Source organism: Rhodopseudomonas palustris, assembly GCF_003031265.1.
Classification (GTDB): domain Bacteria; phylum Pseudomonadota; class Alphaproteobacteria; order Rhizobiales; family Xanthobacteraceae; genus Rhodopseudomonas; species Rhodopseudomonas palustris_H.
Genome location: NZ_CP019966.1, coordinates 3,972,341 through 3,997,223, shown reverse-complemented (window position 1 = coordinate 3,997,223; position 24,883 = coordinate 3,972,341). Strand labels below are relative to the sequence as shown.

Genomic DNA, 24,883 nt, shown 5'->3' with positions numbered 1-24,883 from the left:
CTAGCCCGGCTTGCGCCAGTCGCGGCCGTCGCGGGCCAGCAGCTCGTCTGCGTCTTCCGGGCCGTCGCTGCCGGCACGATAGATCTGCAAGCCGTGGGCGCCGGCGTTCTTCCAGGCATCGAGGAACGGCTGCACCACGCGCCATCCGGCTTCGACGCCATCGGCGCGCTGGAACAGGATGTTGTCGCCGATCATGCAGTCGTGCAGCAGCGTCTCGTAGCCGTTGCTCGGCGCCACCTTGAAGTAATCCTTGTAGCGGAACGTCATCTCGACGCCGTCGATGGCGATCACCGGGCCGGGCACCTTGGTGTTGAACTGCAGCGAGATGCCTTCGACCGGCTCGATCCCGATCACCAGGTAGTTCTGCGACAATTCCTGCACCGGCGTGCAGCGGAACATCGAGAACGGCGCTTCCTTGAATTTGATCGCGACCTCGGTGCGTTTGCCCGACAGTGCTTTGCCGGTGCGCAGATAGAACGGCACGCCGGCCCAGCGCCAGTTGTCGATCGACAGCTTCAGCGCCGCGAACGTCTCTGTGGTGCTGTCGGTCGCGACATCCTTGGCGCTGCGATAGTCCGGGATATCGGTGTCGCCGATCCGGCCCGAGGTGTATTGGCCGCGCACCGAATTGCGCAGCGCTTCCTGTTCGGTCTGGATCTGGATCGCCGCGAGCACGTCGGCCTTGGCGGAGCGAACCGCGTGGGCGTTGAAATGCGCCGGCGGCTCCATCGCCACCAGCGACAGCAGCTGAAACAGATGGTTCGGCACCATGTCGCGCAGCGCGCCGGTCTTGTCGTAGAAGCTGCCGCGATGGCCGACGCCGAGCTTTTCCTCGACCGTGATCTGGATGTGGTCGATGTGCTCCCGGTTCCAGATCGGCTCGAACATGCCGTTGGAGAACCGCAGCACCAGGATGTTCTGCACCGTCTCTTTGCCGAGGTAGTGATCGATCCGGTAGAGTTCGTGTTCGGAGATGATGCTGAGCAGATGATCGTTCAGCGTCTTGGCCGAGGCGAGGTCGGTGCCGAACGGCTTTTCCACCACCAGCCGGCGCCAGGCGCCGCTGGTTTCCTCGAGCAGCCCGGCGCGGCCGAGCTCGCTCGCGATCGGTGCGAACGCATCCGGCGGGGTGGCGAGATAGAACAGCCGGTTGCCGCCGGTGTTGCGGTTCGCTTCCAGCTTTTCCAGTCGCTCGCGCAACTTGTCGAATGATTGGGGCTCGCTGGGATCGGCGCTGACCGCGGTGACGCAGTAGAGCAGCTGATCGGCGACTTTGCCGTCGACCGGGCGGGTGGCGTATTTGCGCAGGCCCTGCATCAGGCTGTCGCGCAGACCGTCGCTGGACATCTCCTTGCGGGTGACGCCGACGACGCAGAATTTTTCGGGCAGCAGCTTGGCTTCGGCGAGATTGTACAGCGCCGGAATCACCAGCCGATGGGTGAGGTCGCCGGTGACGCCGAAGATGACGAACGCGCAGCCCTCGGGGACCTGGTTGCTGTTGGCTTGCGTGGTCACGCGCGCTCCGATTTCGGTTTCAGTTTCTGCTGCGGAGCCGCCTGCTGCGCCGGCTCGGGATGCTGCTGCGGCTCCTTATGGCCGCCGAAGCCTGCTCGCATCGCCGAGAGAATTTTCTCCGCGAACGTATGTTCCCGGCGCGAGCGGAAGCGCGCGAACAGTGCGGCGGTGAGGACTTCGGCAGGCACTGCTTCTTCGATCGCGGCATTGATGGTCCAGCGACCTTCGCCAGAGTCCTCGACGAAGCCCGAGTAGTTGTCCAGCTGATCGTTCTTTGCGAGCGCCGTTGCTGTGAGGTCGAGCAGCCATGACGGGATCACGCTGCCGCGTCGCCAGACTTCGGCGATGTCGGCGATGTCGAGATCGAAGCGGTGAGCGTTGGGCAGGACGTCGCTGTTGGCATTCTTGAGGATGTCGAAGCCCTCGGCATAGGCCTGCATCAGGCCGTATTCGATGCCGTTGTGGACCATCTTGACGAAGTGGCCGGCGCCGACGGGACCGGCGTGGAGATAGCCTCGCTCGACACGTGGATCGCGCTCCTCGCGGCCGGGCGTGCGCGGGATATCGCCGATCCCCGGCGCCAGCGTCGCGAAGATCGGATCGAGCCGGTCGACGACGGCTTTGTCGCCGCCGATCATCATGCAGTAGCCGCGTTCAAAGCCCCAGATGCCGCCGGAGGTGCCGACATCGACGTAATCGATGCTGGTCTCTTTCAGCGTCTTGGCGCGGCGGATATCGTCCTGCCAGAAGGTGTTGCCGCCATCGATGACGACGTCACCGGCGGCGAGCAGCTTGGCAAGCTGCTCGATGGTGGTCTCGGTGATATGGCCCGCCGGAAGCATGACCCACACGGCCCGCGGCGCGTCGAGCTTGCGCACCAGCTCCTCGAGCCCGCCGGCCCCGGTTGCGCCCTCGCGCGTCAGCGCCTCGACCGCTTGCGGGTCCCGGTCGTACACCACGGCATGATGGCCATCCTTCATCAGGCGCCGGACGATGTTTCCGCCCATCCGGCCGAGGCCGATCATGCCGATCTGCATGCGCAAGTCTCCGTGATTTCTTCTGGGCTGTGCGCGGTGGCGCAGTCCCATTGTCGGTTAGTTACTCCTCGATCTCTTCGTCATTGCGAGGAGCGAAGCGACGAAGCAATCCAGATGCCTCGCGCGGAGCCTGGATTGCTTCGCTTCGCTCGCAATGACGGCGAGATGTCGTCTCACTCCAGCGCTTGTTTGATCGCTGCGCCGAGCGACTTCAGCCCGGCGCCGAGATCGCCCTTGAGGTGAACCCGCAGGGCGCGGCGGCCGCGTTCGGTGAGAACGTCGAAATCGCCGCGCGCCTGTGCCGCTTTAATGACGCCGAAGCTGGCGGTCTGGCCCGGCACCGGCAGGTCGGCAGCATCGTCGGCGGTGATCTGCAGGAAGACGCCGCTGTCCGGTCCGCCTTTGTAGGCCTGCCCGGTCGAGTGCAGGAACCGCGGGCCGAATTCGGCACAGGTCGCCACCCGGCGTTGGTCGCGGACGCACAGCCGGATGTCTTGCAGCGCGTCAATATGCGCGGCGTTGCGCTCGATATAGGCGAGCACGGCGAAATAGTCGCCGGCATTGACGCGCGACAGATGCGCCTTCAGCCAGGACGCGACCGTGCCGTCGGCACCCGCTTTGCGCAGCGCCGCGGCGTTGGCGGCGTCGGTGTAGAGATCGGCTTCGGTGGTCGACAGGGCAGGGGTCTCTGCCGGTAGCGCACCGGACTTCTCGAACGCCGCAGTGAGTTCGCGGGTCTTGATCTTGGCGCTTTCGACGTCGGGTTGATCGAACGGGTTGATACCAAGCACCGCCCCCGCGACCGCGGTCGCCAGTTCGAAGCGGAAGAACTCCTGGCCGATCGCCTCGGTCGATTTCAGCACGATCCGCACCACCGGATGGCCGGCCGCTTCCAGCGCCGCGAGCTTCGACTCTTGGGCCGCATCGGTCTCGGCTTCGGTGCGCAGATCGATGAACAGCCGGTCGTTGCCATAGGCCGACGGCTCGGCCAGCGGCTCGCCGTCGATCGGGATCAGACCCTTGCCTTCCTTGCCGGTCGACTCAGCGATCAGCTGCTCGGCCCAGGCGCCGAAATCCGCAATCGCTTTCGACGACGTGATCGTCACCTTGTCGCGGCCTGCAAGCCCGGCGCAGCCCATCACCAGACCGAGCTGCACCGCAGGGTTCTGCTGCGGCGGCACGTCGGTGCCGCTGGAGCGGACCATCGCCAGCGTGGTGTCGAGCAGCTTGGCAAGGTCGAGGCCCGCGGCCGCAGCCGGCACCAGGCCGAACGGCGACAGCACCGAGTAGCGTCCGCCGATCGTCGGATCGCCGTGGAAGATCTTGGCGAACTTCTGCTCGGTCGCGACCTTCTCCATCGACGAACCGGGGTCGGTGACGGCGACGAAGTGGCGACCGGCCTGATCGGCGCCGATCGCTTCGGTGACACGCGCGAAGAAGTAAGCCTTCATCACGTTCGGTTCGGTGGTGCCGCCGGACTTCGAGGACACGATGAACAGCGTCGAGTCGAGCTTGACGCTGGCTTCGAGCGCGCGGACCTGCGCCGGATCGGTCGAGTCCAGCACGTGCAGCTTCGGGAAACCGTCCTGCCGCGGGAAGGTCTCGGCGATCACTTCGGGGCCGAGGCTGGAGCCGCCCATGCCGAGCACCACCGCGTCGGTGAAGCCCTGGCTCTTCACCCATTTGGCGAAGTCCTGATATTCAGTGAGCTTGGTCTTGGCGACCGACGGCGCGTGCAGCCAGCCGAGCCACTTGGCTTCGTCGTGATCGGTCCACACGGCTTCATCACGTGCCCAGATCTTGCGGATCTTGCCGGCGCTGCGCCACGCTTCGGTCTGCTGCTTGACGCTGTTGCCGAGTTCGCCCGGCAGCGACAGCGTCTGCTTGCCGACGCGGCCGGCCAGCACGGTCTCGCGCTTGAACGCCACCGCGCCGAGCAGCTTGTCGAACGCATCGGCAAACAGCTGCACGCCCTCGGTGACCAGCTTGTCGGTGATCGCATCGAGCGACACGCCGGCACTGGCGAGGCCCTTGATCACGGCGCGGGCGTCGTCGATGTCTTTCTCCAGGCTGTCCTTCGGCTTGCCGTGATCGCGGAAGGCGTCGAGCGTCGCCGGCGGCACGGTGTTGACGGTGTCCGGCCCGATCAGCTCTTCAATGTACAGCACATCGCTATAAGCTTTGTTCTTGGTGCCGGTGGAGGCCCACAGCAGCCGCTGCGGCTTGGCTCCGCAGGCTTCGAGCTTCGCCCAGCGGTCTCCGCTGAACAGCCGCTTGTAGTCCTGGTAAGCGAGCTTGGCGTTGGCGATCGCCACTTGGCCCTTCAGCTCTTCCAGCCGCTCCTTTTCGGACGGATCGTTCGCCTTGGCGATTTTGTCGTCGAGCGCGGCATCGACCGCGCTGTCGATCCGGCTGATGAAGAAGCTGGCGACGCTGGCGACATGCGCCGGATCACCACCGGAGGCGATCAGCGCTTCGAGGCCGGCGATGTAGGCCTCGGCGACCTGGACATAGACCTTCTGCGAGAACAGCAGCGTGACGTTGACGCTGATGCCCTTGGAGACGAGCTGCCTGATCGCGGGCAGACCTTCGCGGGTCGCCGGCACCTTGATCATCAGATTTTCGCGACCGACCGCGCGCCACAGCCGCTCGGCTTCCGCCAGCGTGCCTTTGGTGTCCAGCGCCAGATAGGGCGAGACTTCGAGGCTGACGAAGCCGTCGCGGTGCTCGAGTTTGTCGTAAACCGGACGCAGCACGTCGGCGGCGTTTTGGATGTCTTCGACGGCGAGTGTCTCGTAGAGATCGCCGACCGAGCGGTCGCCCTTCTTCAGCGCCTCGCCGATCGCGCCGTCATATTCGTCGGTCGCCCCGATCGCTTTTTCGAAGATCGAGGGATTGGAGGTGACGCCCTTCACCCCGTCGGTCTCGATCAGTTTCTTCAGGTCGCCGTTGGCGATAAAGCCGCGGGCCAGGAAATCCAGCCAGATCGCCTGGCCGTGTTTTTCGAGCGCTTTGACGGGATTCATGGTGCCTTGTCTGCTGGTTCGGTGCGATGACGGCCTCGCTCGCATTTCCGTCCGGGGATCGAGGCTTGTCAACACGTCCTGACCGGCGCCTTGCACGCCGGCCGATTACCGCCCAATGCGAAGATGACGTCTGAACCGGCAAACGGTTCCCTGACGCCAATCTATCGCAGGGATGTGATGCCAGGATTACAGGCAAATCCAGGCGAAATTCGCTCTTCAGCGATCGAGATCGGCCTTCGCCAAATCCCACAGCAGCGCATACGTCCCAGCCGCAATCAGCTCCGCGCCGGCGGCGGCAATCGCGGTCTCGAACCGGCCGGCAAGCGCCGCCTGGACAGCCGCAGCGCTGGTGCCGTCGATCAGCACGAACCAGTCGGACGCGCCTGGGCTGGTGACGCCGGGCGGATCGGTCAGCGGCTTCGACAGCGTCGGATCATTTTCGAGCAGGTGCATCGAAATGATGCCGTCGAGCGGCAACGGATCGAGCTTGGCCGATAGCCCGGTGCGCAAGGCGTCCTCCCGGCCCGCGACGGGACGGATGCGGACGAGACCAAGCACCGCGCCGCGGCCCTGACCGCGGCTCAGCGTGATCCGTGCGACTCCCCGGATCATGTTCTTGAATTTGGCGATATTGCGTCTCGACCAGTCGGTCTGATTGGCGAGCGCCGTTCGATACGCATCGCTGCTCAGCACGTCGAAGCGCTCGGTCGAATACAGCCCGAGATATTTCGGCGCTGCTTCGAGCGCGACGTAGCGGCGCGCCTCGACGAAGCCATCGATCGCGACTCGCTCGGCGATGTGCTCGCGGTCGTACCAGCGATTGAAATCAGCCTCGTACTCAGGCGCGATGTCCATCGAGGTCAGCAGCATGCCTTGTCCGGCAATCGGCATCGGATGTCCTTTGAGTTGCTATTGGGGGAGCTTGCGCCGCTTGCCCGTCTTGACGGCGTCGCGCGGCTTCAACGTGGTCTGGTGGGGCGCGAGCAGACGGCCGTCCTCAGCGTGAAGCTCGAGCTTCTTGACTGGCCTGCCGTGCTCGACGTCGACAAGGACGGTCGCGATCTCGGTGGGGTGGGCGTCGAATTCTTCGCTCCATTGCCGTAGCGCGACCAGCACCGGAAACACACCGCGGCCTTTCGGAGTGAGCACATATTCGTGATAGGCGCTACCGTCCGATGCTGGCGCCAGCTCCAGGATGCCGTGTTCGATCAGCGCGCGTAGCCGCACCGACAGGATGTTCTTGGCGAGGCCGAGTCGCGCCTGAAACTCGTTGAATCGCCGCACGCCGAACAGCCCCTCGCGAATGATCAGCAGCGACCACCAGTCGCCGATCGCGTCCAGTGCGCGCGCCACCGGGCAGGCGTCTTTCTCGAAGCTGGTTCGCTTCACCATGGTGAGACCGTCCCGATCACGCTGTTGTGTGGTTGCATTATAAAACTATGTGGCGTAAGTGCCAATCAGTTTAAACATGCAACCAGACGAGACGAGCATGAGACTGAGCGGCAAGACGGCCTTGATCACCGGCGGCAACAGCGGCATCGGTCTTGCGACGGCCAAGCTGTTCGTGGCCGAAGGCGCACGCGTGACGATCACCGGCCGTGATCGGGCGAGGCTGGATGCGGCCGCGCACGAGCTCGGCGCGCAGGCGCTCGCGGTCGAGGCCGACGTCACCGACATCGCGGCGATCGAGAACGCGGTCGCCCGCGCGGCGGAGCGGTTCGGCAAGCTCGACATCGTGTTCGCGAATGCAGGCATCCCCGGCGCGACGCCGCTCGGCGGCACTTCGCTGGCGGCGTTCGAGCAGGTGATCCGCACCAATCTGACGGCGGTGTTCTTCACCGTGCAGGCGGCGCTGCCGTATTTGAACGACGGCGCCTCGATCATTCTCAACGGTTCGGTGATCTCGGTGCTCGGCAATCCGGGCTTTGCGGCCTACGCGGCGAGCAAGGCCGGGCTGCGCGGAATGGCGCGGGTGATGGCTTCCGAACTGTCGCCGCGCAACATCCGCGTCAACGTGGTGGCGCCGGGCGGCGCGCGGACACCGATCTGGAAGGACGCCGCGCCGACCGATCAGGCGATGGCGGTGCTCGAACAACGCATCGCGGCGGCGACGCCGCTCGGCCGGATCGCCGAGCCGGAGCACATCGCCAAGACCGTGCTGTTTCTCGCCTCCGACGATGCCGCCCACATCCAGAGCGCCGAAATATTCGTCGATGGCGGTGCCACCGGATCTCCCGCGGGCGTGCCGGCGTTTCGCGGCTGACGCGCGGCCTCAGCCGGCGATCTTGGCAGCGACGTCGGTGATTCCGGCGATCACCGCGTCGCGGATGCCGGGGTCGTAGAGCAGGTGACCGGCGGCATCGATGGTGCGCAGCTCGGCCTCCGGCCATCGCGCCGCGAGGCGCTGCGCGGTGGACGGTGGGCACAAGAGGTCGTAGCGGCCTTGCACGATCACGCCCGGAATGCCGGCGAGCTTTGGTGCATCGCGCAGCAGTTGGTCCGGCTCCAGGAAACAATCGTCGGCGAAGTAGTGCGCCTCCATGAACGGCGTCATCGGCAGCGGCCCGTTGCCAGTCAGCGCGGCGCGGTCGAGCCGCGTTCGCCGCGGCGAGATGGTCGAGAGAATGCCTTCGGTCTCTCCCCAGGCGCGCGCCGCGGGCGCATGCACGGCGGGATCGGGATCGAGGATCCGGCGCCAATAGGCGCCGAGCGGATCGGCGCGCTCGGCTTCGGGAAGTACGCTCAGGAAGTCGTCATTGAGCGCCGGATAGAACCGCGGCAGCGTCGACAAAAACGCGGTTTCAAGCTCCGCGCGCGTGCCCAGAAACGTCGCGCGCAGCACCAGGCCGGTGACGCGCTCTGGATGCGTCTCGGCATAGGCCAGCGCCAGCGTGGCGCCCCACGAGCCGCCGACCACCAGCCAGCGTTCGAAGCCGTAATGGCGGCGGATCGCCTCCATGTCGGCGATCAGATGCGGCAGCGTGTTGGCGTCGCGCCCGCCTTTGGGGCGGCTGCGGCCGGCGCCGCGCTGATCGAACAGCACGGCATGAAAGCGTTGCGGATCGAACAGCCGGCGATGATCGACCTGGCAACCGCTGCCTGGGCCGCCGTGCAGATACACTGCGGGGATGCCATCGGCGCGGCCGTTGCTTTCGACATAGAGTTCGTGGCCGTCACCGACCGCGAGCATCTGCGAGGACAGCGGCGCGTCAGCGCCGGGGCGCTGGTTGGACGGAGCTTCGGCTTCCGGATCGAGCGGCATCCGAACCTGTTAGCGCGAAACCGCGCGGTTTGCGAGCACCGCACGGCGCAGCGCGCGAAGGGCAGGGCTGCACCACAAGGGTTGCGGATCGGCGCCGTGATGGCCACCTGTCAGAGGTGTTCAATCGGGAGCCGGAATGCCGCGATATTTCTTCAACACCCGGATCGGCGAGGAACTGATTCCGGATCCGGAGGGCGAGGAGCTGCGCGACGCCGACCACGCCTGGGAAGTGGCGCGTGCCACGATCCGCGAAATCGTCAAGACCGAGAGCGCGCAGCTCGACCTGATCCGCGCCAGCCTCGAAGTCACCGACGAGGAGGGCGACGTGCTGCTCGAATTTCCCTTCAGCGAGGCGATGCTCGATCTGCCGGAGTCGCCGCGGAACAGGCATTGAGCGGCTGCTGAATTGGCGGTGGCGCGCCTGATCCTGCCACGCTATCACATCTGTCTCGCAACGGAGTGATCATGCAGGACATCTGGCGCCTTCCCGCGACTGAACTGGCCGATCTCGTCCGCAGCCGCCGCGTCTCGGCGCGCGAAGTGGCCGAGGCCGCGCTGCACCGGCTCGACGCCGTCAATCCTGCGATCAACGCGGTGGTCGATCACAAGGCCGAAGACGCGCTGGCGCAGGCCGATGCGGTCGATGCCGCGCTCGCCAAAGGCGAGACGCCCGGCGTGCTGGCCGGTGTGCCGGTGACCGTGAAGGTCAATGTCGATCAGCAGGGCTTTGCCACCACCAACGGCGTGACGCTGCAGCGCGACTGGATCGCCAAGACCAACAATCCGGTGGTCGACAATCTGCGCAAGGCCGGGGCGGTGATCATCGGCCGTACCAACACGCCGGCGTTCTCCTATCGCTGGTTCACCGCCAACAAGTTGCACGGCGAGACGCTGAACCCGCGCGATTCCTCGATCACGCCGGGTGGCTCGTCCGGCGGCGCCGCCGCTGCAGTTGCAGCCGGGATTGGCGCGATCGCCCACGGCACCGACATCGCCGGCTCGGTACGCTACCCGGCCTATGCCTGCGGCGTGCACGGACTGCGCCCGACCATCGGCCGCGTCGCGGCCTACAACGCCTCGTCGCCGGAGCGGCCGATCTGCCCGCAGATCAGCGCCGTCTCCGGCCCGCTGGCGCGGACGATCGCTGATGTGCGGCTTGGACTGCAGGCGCTGGCGCAGCCGGACGCGCGCGATCCGTGGTGGGTGCCGGCGCCGCTCGAAGGCCCGCCGCGCGACAAGCGCGCCGCGCTGTGCATTGCGCCGGACGATCTTGCGGTGGTGCCGGAGGTCCGCGATGCGCTGAAAGACGCCGCGCGCCGGCTCGAAGCCGCCGGTTGGATCGTCGAGGAGATCGCCAACACGCCGCCGCTGCGCGAGGCTGCGGAGCTGCAGGCGCAGTTCTGGCTCGGCGACGGTTACCAGGCGATGCTGGATGCGGCCGAGCGTGAGGGCGACGAAGGCGCGCTGGCGTGTCTGCACGGCAATCGCGACAAGGCGATCGGCGATCTCGCCAGCTACTCGAAGCTGTTGACCCGCCGCGCCACGCTGACGCGCGACTGGCAGACCTTGTTCGAGACCTATGCGGTGCTGCTGATGCCGGTGTGCGGCGAACTGCCGTTCCCGCAGCGACTCGATTTGAAGGACGAGGAGTCTTTCAAGCGGGTGTGGGCGGCGCAGATGCCGCAGGTTGGCCTGCCGTTCATGGGCCTGCCCGGGCTGACCGTGTCGACCGGGATGGTCGGCCGCGTGCCGGTCGGCGTGCAGGTGGTGTCGGGACGCTATCGCGAGGATCTGTGCCTGCTCGCGGGTGGAGCGATCGAGGCCGGCGGCGCGCCGCCGTCGCCGATCGATCCGGTGGCTTGAGACGGAAGCGAGGGGACAATGGCGTCGATCTATGATTTCACCGCCAAATCGCTGGCGGGCAAAGACGTCGCGCTGAAAGACTTCGAAGGAAAGGTGCTGCTGATCGTCAACACCGCCAGCGCCTGCGGCTTCACTCCGCAATATAAGGGCCTCGAAGCGCTGCAGCAGAAATACGGCCCGCGCGGCTTTTCGGTGCTGGGCTTTCCGTGCAACCAGTTCGGCGCCCAGGAGCCCGGCGACGAAGCCCAGATTGCGCAGTTCTGTTCGACCAATTACGGCGTCAGCTTCCCGATGTTCGCCAAGATCGACGTCAATGGCGCCGGCGCGCATCCGCTGTACAAGTTTCTGAAGGACGAAAAGGGCGGCTTGCTCGGCTCGGCGATCAAATGGAATTTCACCAAGTTCCTGGTCGATCGGTCCGGGCGCGTGGTATCGCGGCATGCGCCGACCACCACGCCGGAGGCGCTTTCGAAAGAGATCGAGACCTTGCTATGACCGACACTCAGAACATTGAACTGCCCGATCGTCTGTCGATCGAACCCTCCAGCCCTTACTACAACGCCGATCTGCTCGAGCTCGACGTCGGCGTCCGCTTCAAGGGGCAGGACAAGACCAACGTGATCGAATACTGCGTCAGCGAGGGCTGGATCCGCGTCGCGGCCGGCACCGCCAAGGATCGCTTCGGTAATCAGCTCGCGATCAAGGTCCACGGCCCGGTCGAGCCGTATATCCGCCCGCGCAGCTGAGCTTCGCGTTCCCGGCTGGCGCTCCGCGCGCGGCCGGGACTTTTCTCATCACCTTGCAGCAATGCCGCCCGCTGGTGCGCTTCCGCGCGCCGGCGTGCGTTGGCGCGTCCGGTTTGTGCTTGGACGTTAACGATGTGGAGGAGCGGATGATCTCTCGCGAGAACACCGCCGCACAGATGTTGCGCGCATCCGCGATGGCCGACGGCGATATCTGGTGTCGGCCCCGCGCGAGCATGTGATTCGCGCTGATTCGTCGGTGCTTTGTTCCGCCCGCGTTCCAAAGCTTAAGATCGAGCACGGCGAGTGTCGCATCCGGGGACAACGCCGGTGAGGAGGCACGTACGCACTCGGTGACGATCTCTGCAACGCCGGCAAGCGACGTTCGCCGTGCACTGCTCGGCCGCGTGTTAACGATTTTTGCCGCGATCAGCGCGGTCGCGTGAACACGCGCGTGCAGGTGTTGTGCTCCATCGTCTCGGCGTCGCCGAGATCTAGGGAGCGCGCCACTACGAGAGCTGATTCGCAGTGATTCGGGCCGGCTTCGTTCTACCCGCGTTCGAAACGTTAAGGTCGTGCAGGCGCGGTGTCGCATTCGGGGACATGCGATCCGGCATGATTGCTCGTGCGCCGTCGCGTGCAGCTTCGATGAGGAGGTCGGCTGAGGTCGAGCGCACGAGCGCGAGTATTAACCCATTTTGCCATAGTCGCGGCTTCGCGCGCTAACAGCCGCAGCAGGTGTTGTGCCGTCGCTGTGCCAGCTCGCACGAGATCTGGTGCGGAGTTCGTGTCGCGAGCTGATTCGCAGTGATTCGGGCCCGCTTCGTTCAGGCCGCGTTCCAAAGGTTAAGATCGATCACGCGTCTTGTTACGCGCTGGGACAGTCTTGCGGGCTTTCGGCGCTTTGGCGACGCGCGCTTGCGCTTCGGCGGCGAGGCGGCGGCGGAAGGCGCGGTCGCGCTTGAGATGCCACTCGCGGCTCATTGCGTCGCGGCGACAAGTGAAGCGCTCTGAATGGATCAGCACCCAGGCACGGCCGCGGGTCGATCGCGCGCCGGTGCCGGCGTTGTGCTGGGCGAGGCGGCGGTCGAGATCGAGCGTCCAGCCGACATAGGTGAGATAGCGGCCGGCGCTGGCGCAGCCGAGCACATAGACGAAGCACTCTTCTTCGGCGGAAGCCTCCTGCATGGCGCGAACCTCGCACGGCTGCCCTGAGTCCGGCAATCCGCCGCGGGATGGAGCGGTTGACGGCCGACGCGCCAGCGGCTTCGCTGCCACCAGATGCAACCGAAGGAGACGACGATGGCCGGCAAACCGATGATCGCGCTGGCGCTGCTGGCGCCGCTGCTGTGGAGCCCGGCCGCGACTGCCCAGGACGTGCTGGGCATCGAGATCTGCACCGTGGAGAAAACCATGGAGCGGCGCACCAGCTGCCTGCAGAGCAATGTCGACTTCCTGCACAAGAGCCTCGACAAGGCGCGGCTCGATCAGCAGCAGAAGCTCGATGCGGCCCGCGCGCAGATCGCCGCGCTGAGTGCCGCGGTAGCGGCGCTGCAGAAGCAACTCGCCGAACTACAAGCCGCGCAGAAGCCGGCCAAAACCGAGCCTGCGGCGGCCAAGGATGCGACGCCGTCCAAGGATGCAGTGCCGCCGAAGGACGCGACGCCGCCGAAAACCGACGCGAAGTAGTTCCGCGCTGTCTTCTCCGGCGTCTGCCGCTTGATGGAATATCGCGCTTGCTTGGCAAGGCGCGACGACATGACTTACAACTCGTTCCCGAGACAATAAGCGCGGGGGAGTCTCATCTCCCGCGCACAACAAACATCTCGGGAGAAAACCATGTCCAACGTCCGCATTCTCGCCACCGATCTGGCGTTTCCCGAAGGCCCGGTGGTGATGCCGGACGGCTCGGTGGTGCTGGTCGAGATCCGCGCCCAGCAACTGACGCGGGTGTGGCCGGACGGGCGCAAGGAAGTCGTCGCCAAGGTGCCGGGCGGGCCGAACGGCGCCGCACTCGGCCCTGACGGCAAGATGTACATCTGCAACAACGGCGGCTTCGGCTGGTTTCCATCGCGCGGCACGATGATGCCCGGCGCGCCGGCGCCGCACGAGTATATCGGCGGCTCGATTCAGCGGGTCGATCTGCAAAGCGGCCAAGTCGAGACTCTGTTCGACAAATGCGGCGAGCACCCGCTGAAGGGGCCGAACGATCTCGTATTCGATCAGCATGGCGGCCTGTGGTTCACTGATCTCGGCAAGCGCCGCGCCCGCGACATGGACGTCGGCGCCGCCTACTACATCAAGCCCGGCATGACCGAGATCACCGAGCAGGTGTTCGGCACGCTGCCGCTGAACGGCATCGGCCTGTCGCCCGACGAGGCGACGATGTATGCGGCCGAAACCCCGACCGGACGGTTGTGGGCGTTCGATCTGTCGGCGCCGGGCGAGGTGAAGCCGCGCGACGTGATTTATCGCGGCGAGAAGGGCAAGCCGATCTGCGGGCTCGGCGGCTATCAGATGTTCGATTCGCTGGCGGTCGAGGCCGGCGGCAACGTCTGCGTCGCCACGCTGGTGTCCGGTTGCATCTCGGTGATCGCACCGGACGGCACCCTGGTCGAGCAGGTGCCGACCGGCGACCGCGTCACCACCAATATCGCGTTCGGCGGCCCCGATCTGAAGACCGCCTACATCACTCTGTCCGGCAAGGGCGAACTGATCGCGATGGATTGGTCGCGGCCCGGTCTGCCGTTGAATTTTCTGAACAAGTAGCGAGTCGTCGTCATTGCGAGCCATCGGTCCGGCCTTCGGCCGGCCCGATGACAGGCTCCGCGAAGCAATCCAGCGCTGCGCACGAAGCTCGATTGCTTCGTCGCTTCGCTCCTCGCAATGACGTATGAAAGGCACCGCTGCCATTTCTTGAAGAGGACCTGACATGCCCTGGCTCGAACCCATCACTCTCAGCGGCCCGCACGCGACCTTGGTGCCGCTGGAGCCGGCGCATTGCGACGGTCTGACCGAGGCGGTGCGGGACGGTGAGCTGTGGAAGCTCTGGTACACGTTCGTGCCCGCTCCGGAAAAGATGGAAGCGGAGATCGCGCGGCGGCTGGCGTTGCAGGCGCAGGGCGCGATGCTGCCGTGGACGGTCAAGGATGCGGCCGGCAAGATCGCCGGGATGACAACCTACATGAACGTGGATGCCGGCAATCGCCGCGTCGAGATCGGTTCCACCTGGTACGCGTCCCGCGTGCAGCGGACCGGACTCAACACGCAATGCAAGTTGCTCCTGCTGCAACATGCGTTCGAGAAACTGGACTGTATCGCGGTCGAGTTCCGTACACACTTCTTCAACCATCAGTCCCGGCGCGGGATCGAGCGGCTCGGCGCCAAGCAGGACGGCATCCTGCGCAATCACCAGATCGCACCGAATGGAACGCTACGTGATACCGTGGTGTATTCGATCGTCGCCGCGGAATGGCCGACCGTGAAGGCGCATCTGAACTATCAACTGTTCGACAAGCCCGGCCGCTGAGCCCGCGGGGCGCGGGTTCCCTTGATTTTTATCAAGATTCTGCTTGCTAATCGGCTGATGATCAAAAGAATAGCGCCCCCGATGGGTCTCGTTTGATCTGCGTCATTTTGCGAGGCCTTCGCCGACGCCATTCTACTGCTATGCCGTTCTATCGATTTCATGTCCGCGATCCGATCAACCGCGTCGATGGCCCTGGCCACGACGGCGCGGCGCTCGCCGACGATATCGATGCGACGCTGTTCGCCGCCGGGGTGATCCAGCGGCTCGTTCAGGTGCATCCGGAAGTGCCGCGGACCTGGTCGATCGAAATCATGCAGGACCAGCGCCGCGTCGGACTGCTGCCGTTCGACAAAGGCTGCCAGGTGATGCTGCGACCGGATTGGGTGTGCGATCAGCCGATCGACGTCCACGAAGGCTGGCGCTGAGTCTCAGGTTGGCGGTTCTCGTCATTGCGAGCCGAAGGCGAAGCAATCCAGGGGCTCCATGCACGGGGCTCCTGGATTGCTTCGTCGGCTTCGCCTCCTCGCAATGACGCGAGAGATGCGCTGCTACGCAGCCCCCGGCAACTGATCCGGCCGGTACAAGGTGTCAATCGTCACCGTGCCGCGGGCGCGGGAGACGCACGCGCACATCTTGCCGCTGTCGTGCTTCTGATGCTCGCTGAAGAACACGTCGCGGTGGTCGATCTCGCCGTCGACGGCGGTGACATCGACGGCGCAGACGCCGCATTCGCCACGTTCGCAATCGGAGATGACCTCGAACCCGGCAGCGTTCAGCGCGTCCAGCATCGAGCGGTCGTGCGGCACCACAATCTCGCTGCCGGTGGCGGCGATGCGGACGCGGAATTCGCTGGTCGGCAGCCGGCCGCTGGAGCCGAAGGTCTCGAAGCACAGATCGCTCGCCGGGCGGCCAGCCTGATGCCAAGCGTGGCGGGCCGCCTCCAGCATCCGCAGCGGGCCGCACAGCACCGCCACCGCGCCCTCGGGAAGCGCGCGGAAAGTGGCGTCGAGGTCGAGCCGGGCGCCTTCGTCGCCGGCATAGAGCCGCAGCCGGTCGCGCAGCAGGCTGCGCAGCTCGTCGTGGAGCGCGGCGTCGCTGCGCGATTTCACCGCGTAGTGCATCGTCAGCGCAGTGCCCCGCCGGGCAAGCGCCGCTGCGATCCCCAGCATCGGCGTCACACCGATGCCGCCGGCGATCAGCGCGTAGTGCTTGCGGCTCCAATCGATTTCGAACAGCGAGGTCGGATGGGTGATGTCGATCCGCTGACCCGGCTTGAGTGCCCACATCGCTTGCGATCCGCCGCGGCTGTCACCGGCGAGCCGCACCGCGATCCGCAGGCGTCCTTGCTCCGGCGCGCCGACCAATGAGTAGCTGCGCTTGTCGGGCTGGCCGTCGATCAGCACCGCGACGTTGATATGGCTGCCGGGCGCGCAGGTGGTGACTGCGACGTCAGGCTCAAGCACGATCTCACGGATCGACGGCGTCAGGTCGCGAGTCGAAACAACGGTGCTGCTGGTCCACTGTTCGGCGAAGCGCATCGCGGGCTCCTGTCGATGAGGGGGAAGCTGACTATCTGTCGGCGGCCTGGGTCACCAGCGTCAGCGCCGGCAGCAAGTCGAGATGGGTGCGGCTCCTCAGCGCCAGCCGCAAATTGCGCACCGCGAGCCGGGCGTGTTCGCGCATCACCGCTTCGGCGCGCGCGCCTTCGCGGTTCTCGATCGCGTCGATCACGGCGCGGTGGTGATCCTGCGCAATCAGCAGGATCTGGTGTGCCTCCGGCAGCCCCGATTGCGCCATCACGAAAGCACTCGGCGAGGCGAAGGGCAGGGCGGCGACGCGATCGATCTGCCGCATCACCGGCGCCGAGCCGCACAGCTCGTTGAGCAGCGCGTGAAACCGCGCATTCAGCGCCACATAGGCCGAGAACGCGTCGACCGAGATCGGGTCCTGCCGCACCAGTTCGTCGATATCGCCGAGGCATTGCTTCAGCGGCTCGAGCTGCCGGACGCTGGCGCCGCGCTCGGCGGCGAGCCGCGCGGCGAGGCCTTCCATGGTGCCGCGCAGTTCGATCGAGTCGAGGATGTCGCGCTCGGAGAACGCTTTCACCATGAAGCCGCCGGACGGGATCGCCTGCAGCAGGCCTTCGTCCTCCAGCCGGACCAGCGCCATCCGCACAGGCGTGCGCGACACTCCGGTGATGTCGACCGCCTGCAGTTCCGAGATCCGTTCGCCGGCGCGGAGCTGGCCGGACAGCACCATGTCGCGCAGTGCCAGCTGCGCGCGCACGGTCTGCGACATCGAGCGGTCGGCGGCCTTATCGTTCATCGCTTACTCCGCCGCCTGCAGTTTCGGCGCGTTCTCCTGTGCGACCATGCGGTCGATCAGCTTGCGCGACCACATCGCGCCGGCGTCGATGTTCAGGTTGTAGAACACCCGATCGGGGTTCTCGAGCATCGCGCGCTGCTGCGCTTCGAGGATGATCTCGTCCTCGCGGAAGATGCCGGAGACGCCCTCGCGGATCTCGGTGGTGAGCCGCTGTTCGGTGAGCCGGTAGTTGCGCACGAAGGCCCAGAAGTAGTGGCAGGTGGTGTCGGTCTCGGGCGTCATGGTGTTGAGCACGAAGCCGTTGACGCCCTGCGAGCGATCGCCCTCCGGCGCGCCGGTGCCGGTCGGCGCCACGCCGACGTCGATCGTCACCGTGCCCGGCGCTTCGAACCGGATGATCTGCCAGCGATCCACCAGGCCCGGCTTGCCGAGCTGCGCGGCCCAGAACGGCGGCGGTTCGATGCCGTGCATCCAGCGCGTCACGGTAACGGTGCGGTCGCCATGGGTGACATCGAACGGCGCCTCGGCCACCGCCTCGTTGCCGATCGACGAGCCATGCACATAGGTCTCGTGGGTGAGGTCCATCAGATTGTCGACGACGAGGCGCCAGTCGCATTTGGCGTAGATCGTCTTGCCGTCGCCGGCCCAGGCTGGATCGTTGTTCCAGTGCATGTCGGGGACGAGCGCCGGATCGGCCATCGTCGGATCGCCCATCCATAGCCAGACGAAGCGATGCCGCTCGACCACCGGATAGGAGCGCACGCAGGCCGACGGATTGATCGTCTCCTGCGACGGCATGTAGGTGCAGCGGCCCTGCGGATTAAACTTCAGCCCGTGATAGCCGCAGACCACGGTGTCGCCCTCGAGTCGGCCCTTCGATAGCGGCACCAGACGGTGCCAACAGGCGTCTTCCAGCGCGGCGACGCTGCCGTCCGCCTTTCGATACATCACGACATGCTTGCCGCAGATCGTGCGGGGAAACAGCGCGTGCTTGATGTCGGCGTCCCAGGCCGCCGCATACCAGGCGTTGAGCGGAAAGGCGGGCATCGTGGCCTCCCTGTGCATTATTGATTGGGTTCAGATTGTATACAGGAAAGGTAGAATGACAAGGACAGGCTGCAAAATTGGCCGCGCATTGGTGGCTGATGTATACATAGAGTCGGTCGAGGAGCGTTGCTCGGCTGCGCTGGCAAGGCGGTAAAGGACTGAGCCGAAAACGAAAATGGCCGGGACAAGCCCGGCCATGACGCAAATTCTGATGGATCGATCTTGAGCCTGCCGCCTCAGACCGCGCGCCGGCTCAGCGCGTCGTAGGCCGGCGTGAGCATGGTGATACGCCGGGCCGCCCGAGACCCGCATGTCGCGACGCTCACGCGGGCTACCTGCTTAACTGATCAGCTGCGCCAGTGATGCTTGAGGCACCACGCGATCGAAAATCGCCGTCTCATCCGGCAATATCGTTCCATCCAATAAAGCTCATCGACGATCGCATTGGCCGAACAGCCTTGTGCCGCTCGATGTTCAAGGTAAGGTCTCCAATCGGGGTCTTGTGCAGCAATCCGGAGATCGCTGATAGCCGCGCGTTCTACTTTTGAAGATCGAGTGATTTTGTTGATTTGTCGTGGGGATCTTGGCTGCAGAACGCCCTTAAGGCCGGCAGCTCTTGCTTGACCGTACCCAAATCCCATTCTGAGGCTCGTAGGCTTGTCATTTGTCACGATGACGTTCCAGTGCAAGCGAGCAGCTAAGGGGAGCATTTCTAAGAATAATGGAACCTAATATGGCAGCCAAGGGGCTCTACAGGACCAAAACTCCAGAAAGTGACGCTGAGTACGCTTTTGTTGATTATGGAGTCCCGTCATCTGCCGGGGAAATACCGCGCTCGAGATACGAATCGCAGGGCTACGAACCGCCCTTTGATTCGCTGCCGACTAAGGAGGATTTCGAAGCGCGGAACAACAAAGACTAGTATTATGTGCGAGGCTAGCGGAGCAGGCCGTATTGAAATGCCCGATCTTGTTAAGCTGATTGATATGACGAGCCGGTCCAGCCGTGCGGCAGACGGCACGAGGGCGTGTGCGGCGGACCATTTAATAAGCCGAGTACTTCCTGACGAAAATGGCCGGGACAAGCCCGGCCATGACGCAAATTCTGATGTATCGATCTGGAGCCTGCCGCCTCAGACCGCGCGCCGGCTTAGCGCGTCGTAGTCCGCGTGAGCATGGCGATACGTGGGCCGCCCGCCACCCGCATATCGCTCCGCTCATGCGGGCGACCTGCCGGGGGACCGCCGCGCGCAGACCATCTCGGGATTCCGGGCTCGCGCTACGCGCGCCCCGGAATGACGAACGAGAGAGGCTTTACACTTCCCGCCGGCTCAAAAACGCCAGTCGTTCGAACAGATGCACGTCCTGCTCGTTCTTGAGCAGCGCGCCGTGCAGCGGCGGGATCAGCTTGCGCGGGTCTCGCTCGCGGAGCTGCTCCGGGCTCATCTCTTCGTTGAGCAGCAGCTTCAGCCAGTCGAGCAGTTCGGAGGTCGACGGCTTCTTCTTCAGGCCGGGGACGTCGCGCACTTCGAAGAAGATCTTCAGCGCTTCTTCGACCAGGCGCTGCTTGATGCCGGGGAAGTGGACGTCGACGATCGCCTGCATGGTGTCGGCGTCCGGGAACTTGATGTAGTGGAAGAAGCAGCGGCGCAGGAAGGCGTCCGGCAATTCCTTTTCGTTGTTCGAGGTGATCACCACGATCGGCCGCTTGGCGGCCTTGATGGTTTCGCCGGTCTCGTAGACATGGAATTCCATCCGGTCGAGTTCGAGCAACAGGTCGTTCGGGAATTCGATGTCGGCCTTGTCGATCTCGTCGATCAGCAGCACCGGGCGGTGCTCGGCGGTGAACGCCTCCCACAGCTTGCCGCGCTTGATGTAGTTCTTGATGTCGGAGACGCGCGGGTCGCCAAGCTGGCTGTCGCGCAGGCGGGACACCGCATCGTATTCATACAGGCCCTGCTGCGCCTTGGTGGTCGACTTGATGTGCCAGGTCAGCAGCGGCGCGTTCAGCGCCTTGGATACTTCCTCCGCCAGCACCGTCTTGCCGGTGCCGGGCTCGCCCTTCACCAGGAGCGGCCGTTCAAGCACGATCGCCGCATTGACGGCGACCTTGAGGTCGTCGGTCGCCACATAGTCCTTGGTGCCGGTGAACTTCATGCGTTTCAGCCTCGTCTGATCCGGCGCGCGCGCCGTTGTTGTTGTTTGTTGATTGGTGGTGGTTGGAGGAGAGGGAGCGGCCGCAGGCAGCGACCGCTGACAGGCGGTGTCGGTATCAGGCTCTGCGGATCATCGCCAGCAGCACTAGCACGATCACGGCGCCGATTGCGGAATTGATGATCGCGCGGAAAATTCCGACGCCGAGATTGACGCCGAGGAACGGCAGCAGCCAGCCCGCGACCACGGCGCCGACGATGCCGATCACGACATTGCCGACCAGTCCGAATCCGCCGCCGCGAACAATCAGCCCGGCGAGCCAGCCAGCGACCGCGCCCACCAGAAGCCAGACCAGAATGGAATCGATCCCCATTGCGCTCCTCGTCCTTGTTCGTCTCGCTGCCGGCGCTATGCACCGGCAACAGGCGCGACTTTAGCGCGCATCCTGCGGGACAGGCTACCGATTTTGCAGGCTGCGGCAAGCGGCGGACTGCGCGCGCTGATTGTAGTGATCGCTGGTGGCCGCGCTACGAGGTCGCGTCGGCGTTGGCCGAGTCATGATCCGGTTGCAGCGGTGCGGCGTCCTCGACGAAGGCGGCAGCCGCGGTGACGCAGCAGTCGCGGCCGCGCCGCTTGGCTTCATACAGCGCGATATCGGCGTCGCGCAGCAGCACGGTGGAGTCGCACGGGGCGGCGCCGCAGGCGATACCGACGCTCACCGTGACGCAGCCGCGGGCCGACGCTGGATTCCGGATCGCGAGCGCGCGCACTGCGGCCTGCAGGGTCTCGGCGAAGTCCCTCGCAGCGGCCGCATCGGTGCCCGGCAGCACGATGGTGAATTCCTCGCCGCCGTAACGTGCCGCGAAGCCGTGCACCCCTGCGACCAGGCCGGCGAACAGATGGCCGAGCTGCCGCAGCGCGTCGTCGCCGCCCTGGTGGCCGAAATGATCGTTGAAGCCTTTGAAGTCGTCGACGTCGATCATCAGCACCGACAACGTCGGCGCCGACGTGATGACACGGCCGACGAAGCCGTCGAGCGATCGGCGGTTGGGAAGACCAGTGAGGCCGTCCGTCCGCGCCAATTCCGCCAGACGGGTATTGAGGTCTTCGACTTCTTTTTCGATCGCCTTGCGCCGCGTGACGTCCCGCAAGGTGCTGACGATGCAATCGGTGGGGCCGTCCTCGTTCCGGGTATAGGCGAAATTGGCTTCGAGCCAGACCAGCCGCCCCTCGGGACAGCGCATCCGGAACTCGACGCACAATCCGGCCGGCGTATCCGGCAGCCGGGCGCCGACCGCCTCGACTAACGGCACATCGTCAGGGTGCACCAACACGGTCCAGTACCGGCCGACCAGCTGATCGGGCTTCAGGCCGAGGACGGTCTCGACCGACATCGATACGAACCGCAGGATGCCGACCTCGTCGCTCAGCACGATGACGTCGCCCATGTTGGCGTCGATCAGCCGATAATGCGCGTCGCGTTCGCGCAGCAGGTTCTGCACTTCCTGGCGGGTGCGCAGTTGCGCCGCAAGGCCTGCCGCGAGTAGCACGACGCAGGCCAGCATCGCAGTTGCGACCGCGGCGTCGGAACGCACCGCCTCGCGCCATCCCGCCAGTACCGCCTCTTCGGTGCGCGCCACCGTCACCACCAGCGGATAGCGGGTGATCTGCCGGTAGGCGAGATATTTGGACAGGCCATCGAACGGCGAGACCGTGAGATAGAAGCCGTCGGGACTGTGGGGGAGCGCCTTCTGGAACAGCACGGAATTCGACATGTCGCGGCCACTCTGCAGTGACGGCCACTGGATCAGCAGTCGTCCGTCGCTGTGCAGCAGGCTGATGCTGCCGCCGATGCCGAGATCGATGGACTTGTAGAAATCGCGGAAGTAATCGCCCGCGATGGTCGCCACCACCACACCGGCAAAACGGCCGTGCTCGGTCTCCAGCCGGCGGCTGACGGCGAAGATCGAGTAGCCCGAGGTACGGGACTGAATCGGACCTGTGATCAGCAGCTGGTTGTCGTCATGATCGAGGTGGTAGCGGAAGTAGCTGCGATCGGCATTGTTGAGCTGCGGCACCGGCGTGACGGAGGCGTATTTGATGTTGCCGGCGGCATCGGTGATCGCGACGTCGGTGAGTTGCGGCAGGTTGTCGACGAGGGCGCGCAGCCGCTCGTTGAAGGCGTCGCCCGGATTCGGCCGCCACTTTAGGAACGAGACGATGTCGTCGAGCACCACGTCGGCGCCCTGAAAGGTGTGGGTGGCGTGCTCGGCGAGCGAGTGCGCTAAATTCCGTATCTCGGTTTCATTCTGCGCCAGCGCAATCTTGCGGGAGTCGTAGCCCTTCCACACCACCAGCCCGAGCACGCTGGCGCTGAGCGCGATCACGAATATCGCGACGACCAGCGTCGCGGTGGAGACGCGGCCGATCCAGCTTCGGGACAGGAGAGGGCGAGGGGACATCGACAAAGGCCATTCGTAAGGCGCCTGTGCTTGCACCCCGGATGCTTTACTGAGTCATAATTCCATTGCTCGGATTTGCGCCTATCGGGCGCATCGGGACGAGTTTTCAACAGTCGCAACGGAGGTATTCTGTCTTGACGGGGCTGCAGGGTCGGGCAATCTGTCGTTCATGTTCCTGCAATTCTTCACGTCGCTGCGCGACGCCCAGGTTCCGGTCACGCTCCGCGAATATCTGACGCTGATGGAGGCGCTCGACGCCGACCTCGCCGATCAGAGCGTTGAGAATTTTTACTACCTGTCGCGCGCCGCGCTGGTGAAGGACGAGCGCAATCTCGACAAATTCGACCGGGTGTTCGGCGCCACCTTCAAGGGCCTGGAAAACCTGCTCGACGCGATGGAGAAGGCGGAGATCCCGGCCGAATGGCTGAAGAAGCTCGCGGAGAAATATCTCAGCGAGGAGGAGAAGAAACAGATCGAGGCGATGGGCTGGGACAAGCTCATGGAAACGCTGAAGAAGCGCCTCGAGGAGCAGAAGAAGCGCCACCAGGGCGGCAACAAGTGGATCGGCACCGCCGGCACCTCGCCGTTCGGCGCGCAGGGCTACAATCCCGAAGGCGTGCGGATCGGCCAGGAGAAAAGCCGGCATCAGCGCGCCGTGAAGGTCTGGGACAAGCGCGAGTTCAAGGATCTCGACGGCAACGTCGAACTCGGCATCCGCAACATCAAGGTGGCGCTGCGCCGTCTGCGAAAATTCGCCCGCACCGGCGCGCCGGACGAACTCGATCTCGACACCACGATTCGCGAGACCGCCAATCACGGCTATCTCGACGTGCACATGCGCCCCGAGCGCCGCAATGCGGTGAAGGTGCTGGTGTTCTTCGATATCGGCGGCTCGATGGACAGCCACGTCGCTCAGGTCGAGGAGTTGTTCTCGGCGGCCAAGAGCGAATTCAAGCACATGGAATATTTTTACTTCCACAACTGCCTGTACGAAGGCGTGTGGAAGCAGAACAAGCGCCGGTTCACCGACCGCACCCCGACCTGGGACGTGCTGCACAAGTTCCCGCACGACTACAAAGTGGTGTTCGTCGGCGACGCGTCGATGTCGCCTTACGAGATCATGGTGCCCGGCGGCTCGGTCGAGCACGTCAACGAAGAGGCCGGTCACGTCTGGCTGGAGCGGGTGCTGCGCACCTATCCGCACGCGGTGTGGCTGAACCCGGTGGCGCAGCGGCACTGGGACTATTCGGAATCCACCACCATCATCCGCCGCCTGTTCTCCGAGCGGATGTATCCGATCACGATCGAGGGCCTCGAAGGCGCGATGCGCGAGCTGGTGCGCTAGGATTAGATCGCGCCCTCATTCCGGGGCGCGAGCGACAGCTCGCAAACCCGGAATGTCCCGGATCTACACAGTGAGATGCCGGGTTCGCGCTGCGCGCGTCCCGGCATAACCAACCAAAACTGATAAGAAACGAAAACAAGGAACGACCATGCCCCAGACCATCACCCGCGGTATCAAGACGATGCTCGACGAGGCCAATTCGTCGATCGAGACGCTGACGACCGCGGACGCGATCGCGTTGCACAAGTCCGGCGCCAGCGACGTGGTGATCGTCGACATCCGCGATCCGCGCGAGATCGAGCGCGACGGCAAAATTCCGGGCTCGTTCTCCTGCACCCGCGGCATGCTGGAATTCTGGATCGATCCGCAGAGCCCGTACGCCAAGCCGATCTTCCAGGAAGACAAGAAGTTCGTGTTCTATTGCGCCGGTGGCTTGCGCTCGGCGCTGGCCGCCAAGACCGCGCAGGACATGGGCTTGAAGCCGGTGGCGCATATCGAGGGTGGTTTCGGCGCCTGGCGCGATGCCGGCGGTCCGATCGAAGCCTGGGCGCCCAAGAAGAAGTGAGCGCGGCGCAT

General features: G+C 65.0%; 24 protein-coding genes. 11 read left to right on the top strand and 13 right to left on the bottom strand.

All coding sequences use genetic code 11. The features are described from left to right. From zwf to RPPS3_RS18625, 5 genes are all read right to left on the bottom strand, one after another. Entirely contained in the window at nt 1-1,515 is a 1,515-nt protein-coding gene (gene zwf, locus RPPS3_RS18645) for a glucose-6-phosphate dehydrogenase (protein ID WP_107345394.1), read from the bottom strand. Then, nucleotides 1,512-2,552 (bottom strand): phosphogluconate dehydrogenase (NAD(+)-dependent, decarboxylating), encoded by a 1,041-nt coding sequence (gnd, locus tag RPPS3_RS18640; RefSeq protein ID WP_107345393.1) that lies wholly within the window; start codon nt 2,550-2,552, stop codon nt 1,512-1,514. Before gnd ends, zwf begins: the two co-directional genes overlap by 4 nt. A 173-nt stretch (nt 2,553-2,725) precedes the next feature. Further along, nucleotides 2,726-5,578, bottom strand: a complete 2,853-nt coding sequence (locus tag RPPS3_RS18635) for a bifunctional transaldolase/phosoglucose isomerase (protein ID WP_107345392.1) — start codon at nt 5,576-5,578, stop codon at nt 2,726-2,728. A gap of 216 nt (nt 5,579-5,794) precedes the next feature. Beyond that, a complete protein-coding gene (locus tag RPPS3_RS18630) occupies nt 5,795-6,469 on the bottom strand; it encodes a DUF4286 family protein (RefSeq protein ID WP_107345391.1) in 675 nt (224 codons plus the stop codon). Between the two features lie 18 nt (nt 6,470-6,487). Continuing rightward, a complete protein-coding gene (locus RPPS3_RS18625; protein ID WP_107345390.1) occupies nt 6,488-6,970 on the bottom strand; it encodes a winged helix-turn-helix transcriptional regulator in 483 nt (160 codons plus the stop codon). A 97-nt stretch (nt 6,971-7,067) separates the two neighbouring features. Between RPPS3_RS18625 and RPPS3_RS18620 the strand changes: the two genes are divergently transcribed. Further along, nucleotides 7,068-7,841 (top strand): SDR family NAD(P)-dependent oxidoreductase, encoded by a 774-nt coding sequence (locus RPPS3_RS18620; RefSeq protein ID WP_107345389.1) that lies wholly within the window; start codon nt 7,068-7,070, stop codon nt 7,839-7,841. A gap of 9 nt (nt 7,842-7,850) precedes the next feature. Here the strand turns inward: RPPS3_RS18620 and pip are convergent, their stop codons facing one another. Further along, complete coding sequence (gene pip, locus RPPS3_RS18615; RefSeq protein ID WP_107345388.1) at nt 7,851-8,840, bottom strand: prolyl aminopeptidase; 990 nt, start codon at nt 8,838-8,840, stop codon at nt 7,851-7,853. A 136-nt stretch (nt 8,841-8,976) separates the two neighbouring features. On the opposite strand from pip, the gene RPPS3_RS18610 reads away from it, so the two are divergent. From RPPS3_RS18610 to RPPS3_RS18595, 4 genes are all read left to right on the top strand, one after another. Then, complete coding sequence (locus RPPS3_RS18610; RefSeq protein ID WP_107345387.1) at nt 8,977-9,234, top strand: DUF6894 family protein; 258 nt, start codon at nt 8,977-8,979, stop codon at nt 9,232-9,234. A 71-nt stretch (nt 9,235-9,305) separates the two neighbouring features. Beyond that, nucleotides 9,306-10,703 carry an amidase family protein gene (locus tag RPPS3_RS18605; protein ID WP_107345386.1) on the top strand — a complete coding sequence of 466 codons (1,398 nt, stop codon included), beginning with the start codon at nt 9,306-9,308 and terminating at the stop codon, nt 10,701-10,703. 18 nt (nt 10,704-10,721) lie between these two features. Then, nucleotides 10,722-11,198 carry a glutathione peroxidase gene (locus RPPS3_RS18600; protein WP_107345385.1) on the top strand — a complete coding sequence of 159 codons (477 nt, stop codon included), beginning with the start codon at nt 10,722-10,724 and terminating at the stop codon, nt 11,196-11,198. Then, nucleotides 11,195-11,449 carry a DUF3297 family protein gene (locus RPPS3_RS18595; RefSeq protein WP_012497047.1) on the top strand — a complete coding sequence of 85 codons (255 nt, stop codon included), beginning with the start codon at nt 11,195-11,197 and terminating at the stop codon, nt 11,447-11,449. Before RPPS3_RS18600 ends, RPPS3_RS18595 begins: the two co-directional genes overlap by 4 nt. An 843-nt stretch (nt 11,450-12,292) precedes the next feature. Here RPPS3_RS18595 and RPPS3_RS18585 read toward each other — a convergent pair. Then, nucleotides 12,293-12,634 carry a GIY-YIG nuclease family protein gene (locus RPPS3_RS18585; RefSeq protein ID WP_107345383.1) on the bottom strand — a complete coding sequence of 114 codons (342 nt, stop codon included), beginning with the start codon at nt 12,632-12,634 and terminating at the stop codon, nt 12,293-12,295. 114 nt (nt 12,635-12,748) lie between these two features. Between RPPS3_RS18585 and RPPS3_RS18580 the strand changes: the two genes are divergently transcribed. From RPPS3_RS18580 to RPPS3_RS18565, 4 genes are all read left to right on the top strand, one after another. Then, nucleotides 12,749-13,135, top strand: a complete 387-nt coding sequence (locus RPPS3_RS18580) for a hypothetical protein (protein ID WP_107346678.1) — start codon at nt 12,749-12,751, stop codon at nt 13,133-13,135. Between the two features lie 150 nt (nt 13,136-13,285). Next, nucleotides 13,286-14,215, top strand: a complete 930-nt coding sequence (locus tag RPPS3_RS18575; RefSeq protein WP_107345382.1) for an SMP-30/gluconolactonase/LRE family protein — start codon at nt 13,286-13,288, stop codon at nt 14,213-14,215. A gap of 163 nt (nt 14,216-14,378) precedes the next feature. Continuing rightward, nucleotides 14,379-14,975: a GNAT family N-acetyltransferase gene (locus tag RPPS3_RS18570; protein ID WP_107345381.1), complete on the top strand. Its 597-nt coding sequence runs from the start codon at nt 14,379-14,381 to the stop codon at nt 14,973-14,975. Between the two features lie 140 nt (nt 14,976-15,115). Continuing rightward, nucleotides 15,116-15,400 carry a hypothetical protein gene (locus RPPS3_RS18565; protein WP_107345380.1) on the top strand — a complete coding sequence of 95 codons (285 nt, stop codon included), beginning with the start codon at nt 15,116-15,118 and terminating at the stop codon, nt 15,398-15,400. A 123-nt stretch (nt 15,401-15,523) separates the two neighbouring features. On the opposite strand, the gene RPPS3_RS18555 is transcribed toward RPPS3_RS18565, so the two are convergent. The 6 genes from RPPS3_RS18555 to RPPS3_RS18530 all read right to left on the bottom strand — a co-directional run bounded on the left by RPPS3_RS18555 (nt 15,524) and on the right by RPPS3_RS18530 (nt 22,962). Then, complete coding sequence (locus RPPS3_RS18555; protein ID WP_107345379.1) at nt 15,524-16,513, bottom strand: PDR/VanB family oxidoreductase; 990 nt, start codon at nt 16,511-16,513, stop codon at nt 15,524-15,526. Between the two features lie 31 nt (nt 16,514-16,544). Beyond that, nucleotides 16,545-17,300: a GntR family transcriptional regulator gene (locus RPPS3_RS18550; protein WP_107345378.1), complete on the bottom strand. Its 756-nt coding sequence runs from the start codon at nt 17,298-17,300 to the stop codon at nt 16,545-16,547. 3 nt (nt 17,301-17,303) lie between these two features. Further along, nucleotides 17,304-18,347 carry an aromatic ring-hydroxylating dioxygenase subunit alpha gene (locus RPPS3_RS18545; protein WP_107345377.1) on the bottom strand — a complete coding sequence of 348 codons (1,044 nt, stop codon included), beginning with the start codon at nt 18,345-18,347 and terminating at the stop codon, nt 17,304-17,306. Between the two features lie 1,313 nt (nt 18,348-19,660). Next, nucleotides 19,661-20,503 carry an AAA family ATPase gene (locus RPPS3_RS18540; protein WP_107345376.1) on the bottom strand — a complete coding sequence of 281 codons (843 nt, stop codon included), beginning with the start codon at nt 20,501-20,503 and terminating at the stop codon, nt 19,661-19,663. A gap of 115 nt (nt 20,504-20,618) precedes the next feature. Continuing rightward, on the bottom strand, nt 20,619-20,873 hold the full coding sequence (locus RPPS3_RS18535; protein ID WP_013501497.1) for a GlsB/YeaQ/YmgE family stress response membrane protein: 255 nt from the start codon (nt 20,871-20,873) through the stop codon (nt 20,619-20,621). Nucleotides 20,874-21,027: 154 nt separating this feature from the next. Then, a complete protein-coding gene (locus tag RPPS3_RS18530) occupies nt 21,028-22,962 on the bottom strand; it encodes a diguanylate cyclase (protein ID WP_107346677.1) in 1,935 nt (644 codons plus the stop codon). Nucleotides 22,963-23,131: 169 nt separating this feature from the next. Between RPPS3_RS18530 and RPPS3_RS18525 the strand changes: the two genes are divergently transcribed. Then, nucleotides 23,132-24,307, top strand: a complete 1,176-nt coding sequence (locus RPPS3_RS18525) for a vWA domain-containing protein (RefSeq protein WP_107345375.1) — start codon at nt 23,132-23,134, stop codon at nt 24,305-24,307. Nucleotides 24,308-24,455: 148 nt separating this feature from the next. Next, nucleotides 24,456-24,872 carry a rhodanese-like domain-containing protein gene (locus tag RPPS3_RS18520; RefSeq protein WP_107345374.1) on the top strand — a complete coding sequence of 139 codons (417 nt, stop codon included), beginning with the start codon at nt 24,456-24,458 and terminating at the stop codon, nt 24,870-24,872. Nucleotides 24,873-24,883 lie beyond the last annotated feature (11 nt).

Coding starts and splice junctions, on each gene's coding strand:
- gnd (WP_107345393.1), bottom strand. CDS start 2,552: ATGCAGATCGGCATGATCGGCCTCGGCCGGATGGGCGGAAACATCGTC.
- RPPS3_RS18635 (WP_107345392.1), bottom strand. CDS start 5,578: ATGAATCCCGTCAAAGCGCTCGAAAAACACGGCCAGGCGATCTGGCTG.
- RPPS3_RS18630 (WP_107345391.1), bottom strand. CDS start 6,469: ATGCCGATTGCCGGACAAGGCATGCTGCTGACCTCGATGGACATCGCG.
- RPPS3_RS18625 (WP_107345390.1), bottom strand. CDS start 6,970: ATGGTGAAGCGAACCAGCTTCGAGAAAGACGCCTGCCCGGTGGCGCGC.
- RPPS3_RS18620 (WP_107345389.1), top strand. CDS start 7,068: ATGAGACTGAGCGGCAAGACGGCCTTGATCACCGGCGGCAACAGCGGC.
- pip (WP_107345388.1), bottom strand. CDS start 8,840: ATGCCGCTCGATCCGGAAGCCGAAGCTCCGTCCAACCAGCGCCCCGGC.
- RPPS3_RS18610 (WP_107345387.1), top strand. CDS start 8,977: ATGCCGCGATATTTCTTCAACACCCGGATCGGCGAGGAACTGATTCCG.
- RPPS3_RS18605 (WP_107345386.1), top strand. CDS start 9,306: ATGCAGGACATCTGGCGCCTTCCCGCGACTGAACTGGCCGATCTCGTC.
- RPPS3_RS18600 (WP_107345385.1), top strand. CDS start 10,722: ATGGCGTCGATCTATGATTTCACCGCCAAATCGCTGGCGGGCAAAGAC.
- RPPS3_RS18595 (WP_012497047.1), top strand. CDS start 11,195: ATGACCGACACTCAGAACATTGAACTGCCCGATCGTCTGTCGATCGAA.
- RPPS3_RS18585 (WP_107345383.1), bottom strand. CDS start 12,634: ATGCAGGAGGCTTCCGCCGAAGAAGAGTGCTTCGTCTATGTGCTCGGC.
- RPPS3_RS18580 (WP_107346678.1), top strand. CDS start 12,749: ATGGCCGGCAAACCGATGATCGCGCTGGCGCTGCTGGCGCCGCTGCTG.
- RPPS3_RS18575 (WP_107345382.1), top strand. CDS start 13,286: ATGTCCAACGTCCGCATTCTCGCCACCGATCTGGCGTTTCCCGAAGGC.
- RPPS3_RS18570 (WP_107345381.1), top strand. CDS start 14,379: ATGCCCTGGCTCGAACCCATCACTCTCAGCGGCCCGCACGCGACCTTG.
- RPPS3_RS18565 (WP_107345380.1), top strand. CDS start 15,116: ATGCCGTTCTATCGATTTCATGTCCGCGATCCGATCAACCGCGTCGAT.
- RPPS3_RS18555 (WP_107345379.1), bottom strand. CDS start 16,513: ATGCGCTTCGCCGAACAGTGGACCAGCAGCACCGTTGTTTCGACTCGC.
- RPPS3_RS18550 (WP_107345378.1), bottom strand. CDS start 17,300: ATGAACGATAAGGCCGCCGACCGCTCGATGTCGCAGACCGTGCGCGCG.
- RPPS3_RS18545 (WP_107345377.1), bottom strand. CDS start 18,347: ATGCCCGCCTTTCCGCTCAACGCCTGGTATGCGGCGGCCTGGGACGCC.
- RPPS3_RS18540 (WP_107345376.1), bottom strand. CDS start 20,503: ATGAAGTTCACCGGCACCAAGGACTATGTGGCGACCGACGACCTCAAG.
- RPPS3_RS18535 (WP_013501497.1), bottom strand. CDS start 20,873: ATGGGGATCGATTCCATTCTGGTCTGGCTTCTGGTGGGCGCGGTCGCT.
- RPPS3_RS18530 (WP_107346677.1), bottom strand. CDS start 22,962: ATGTCCCCTCGCCCTCTCCTGTCCCGAAGCTGGATCGGCCGCGTCTCC.
- RPPS3_RS18525 (WP_107345375.1), top strand. CDS start 23,132: ATGTTCCTGCAATTCTTCACGTCGCTGCGCGACGCCCAGGTTCCGGTC.
- RPPS3_RS18520 (WP_107345374.1), top strand. CDS start 24,456: ATGCCCCAGACCATCACCCGCGGTATCAAGACGATGCTCGACGAGGCC.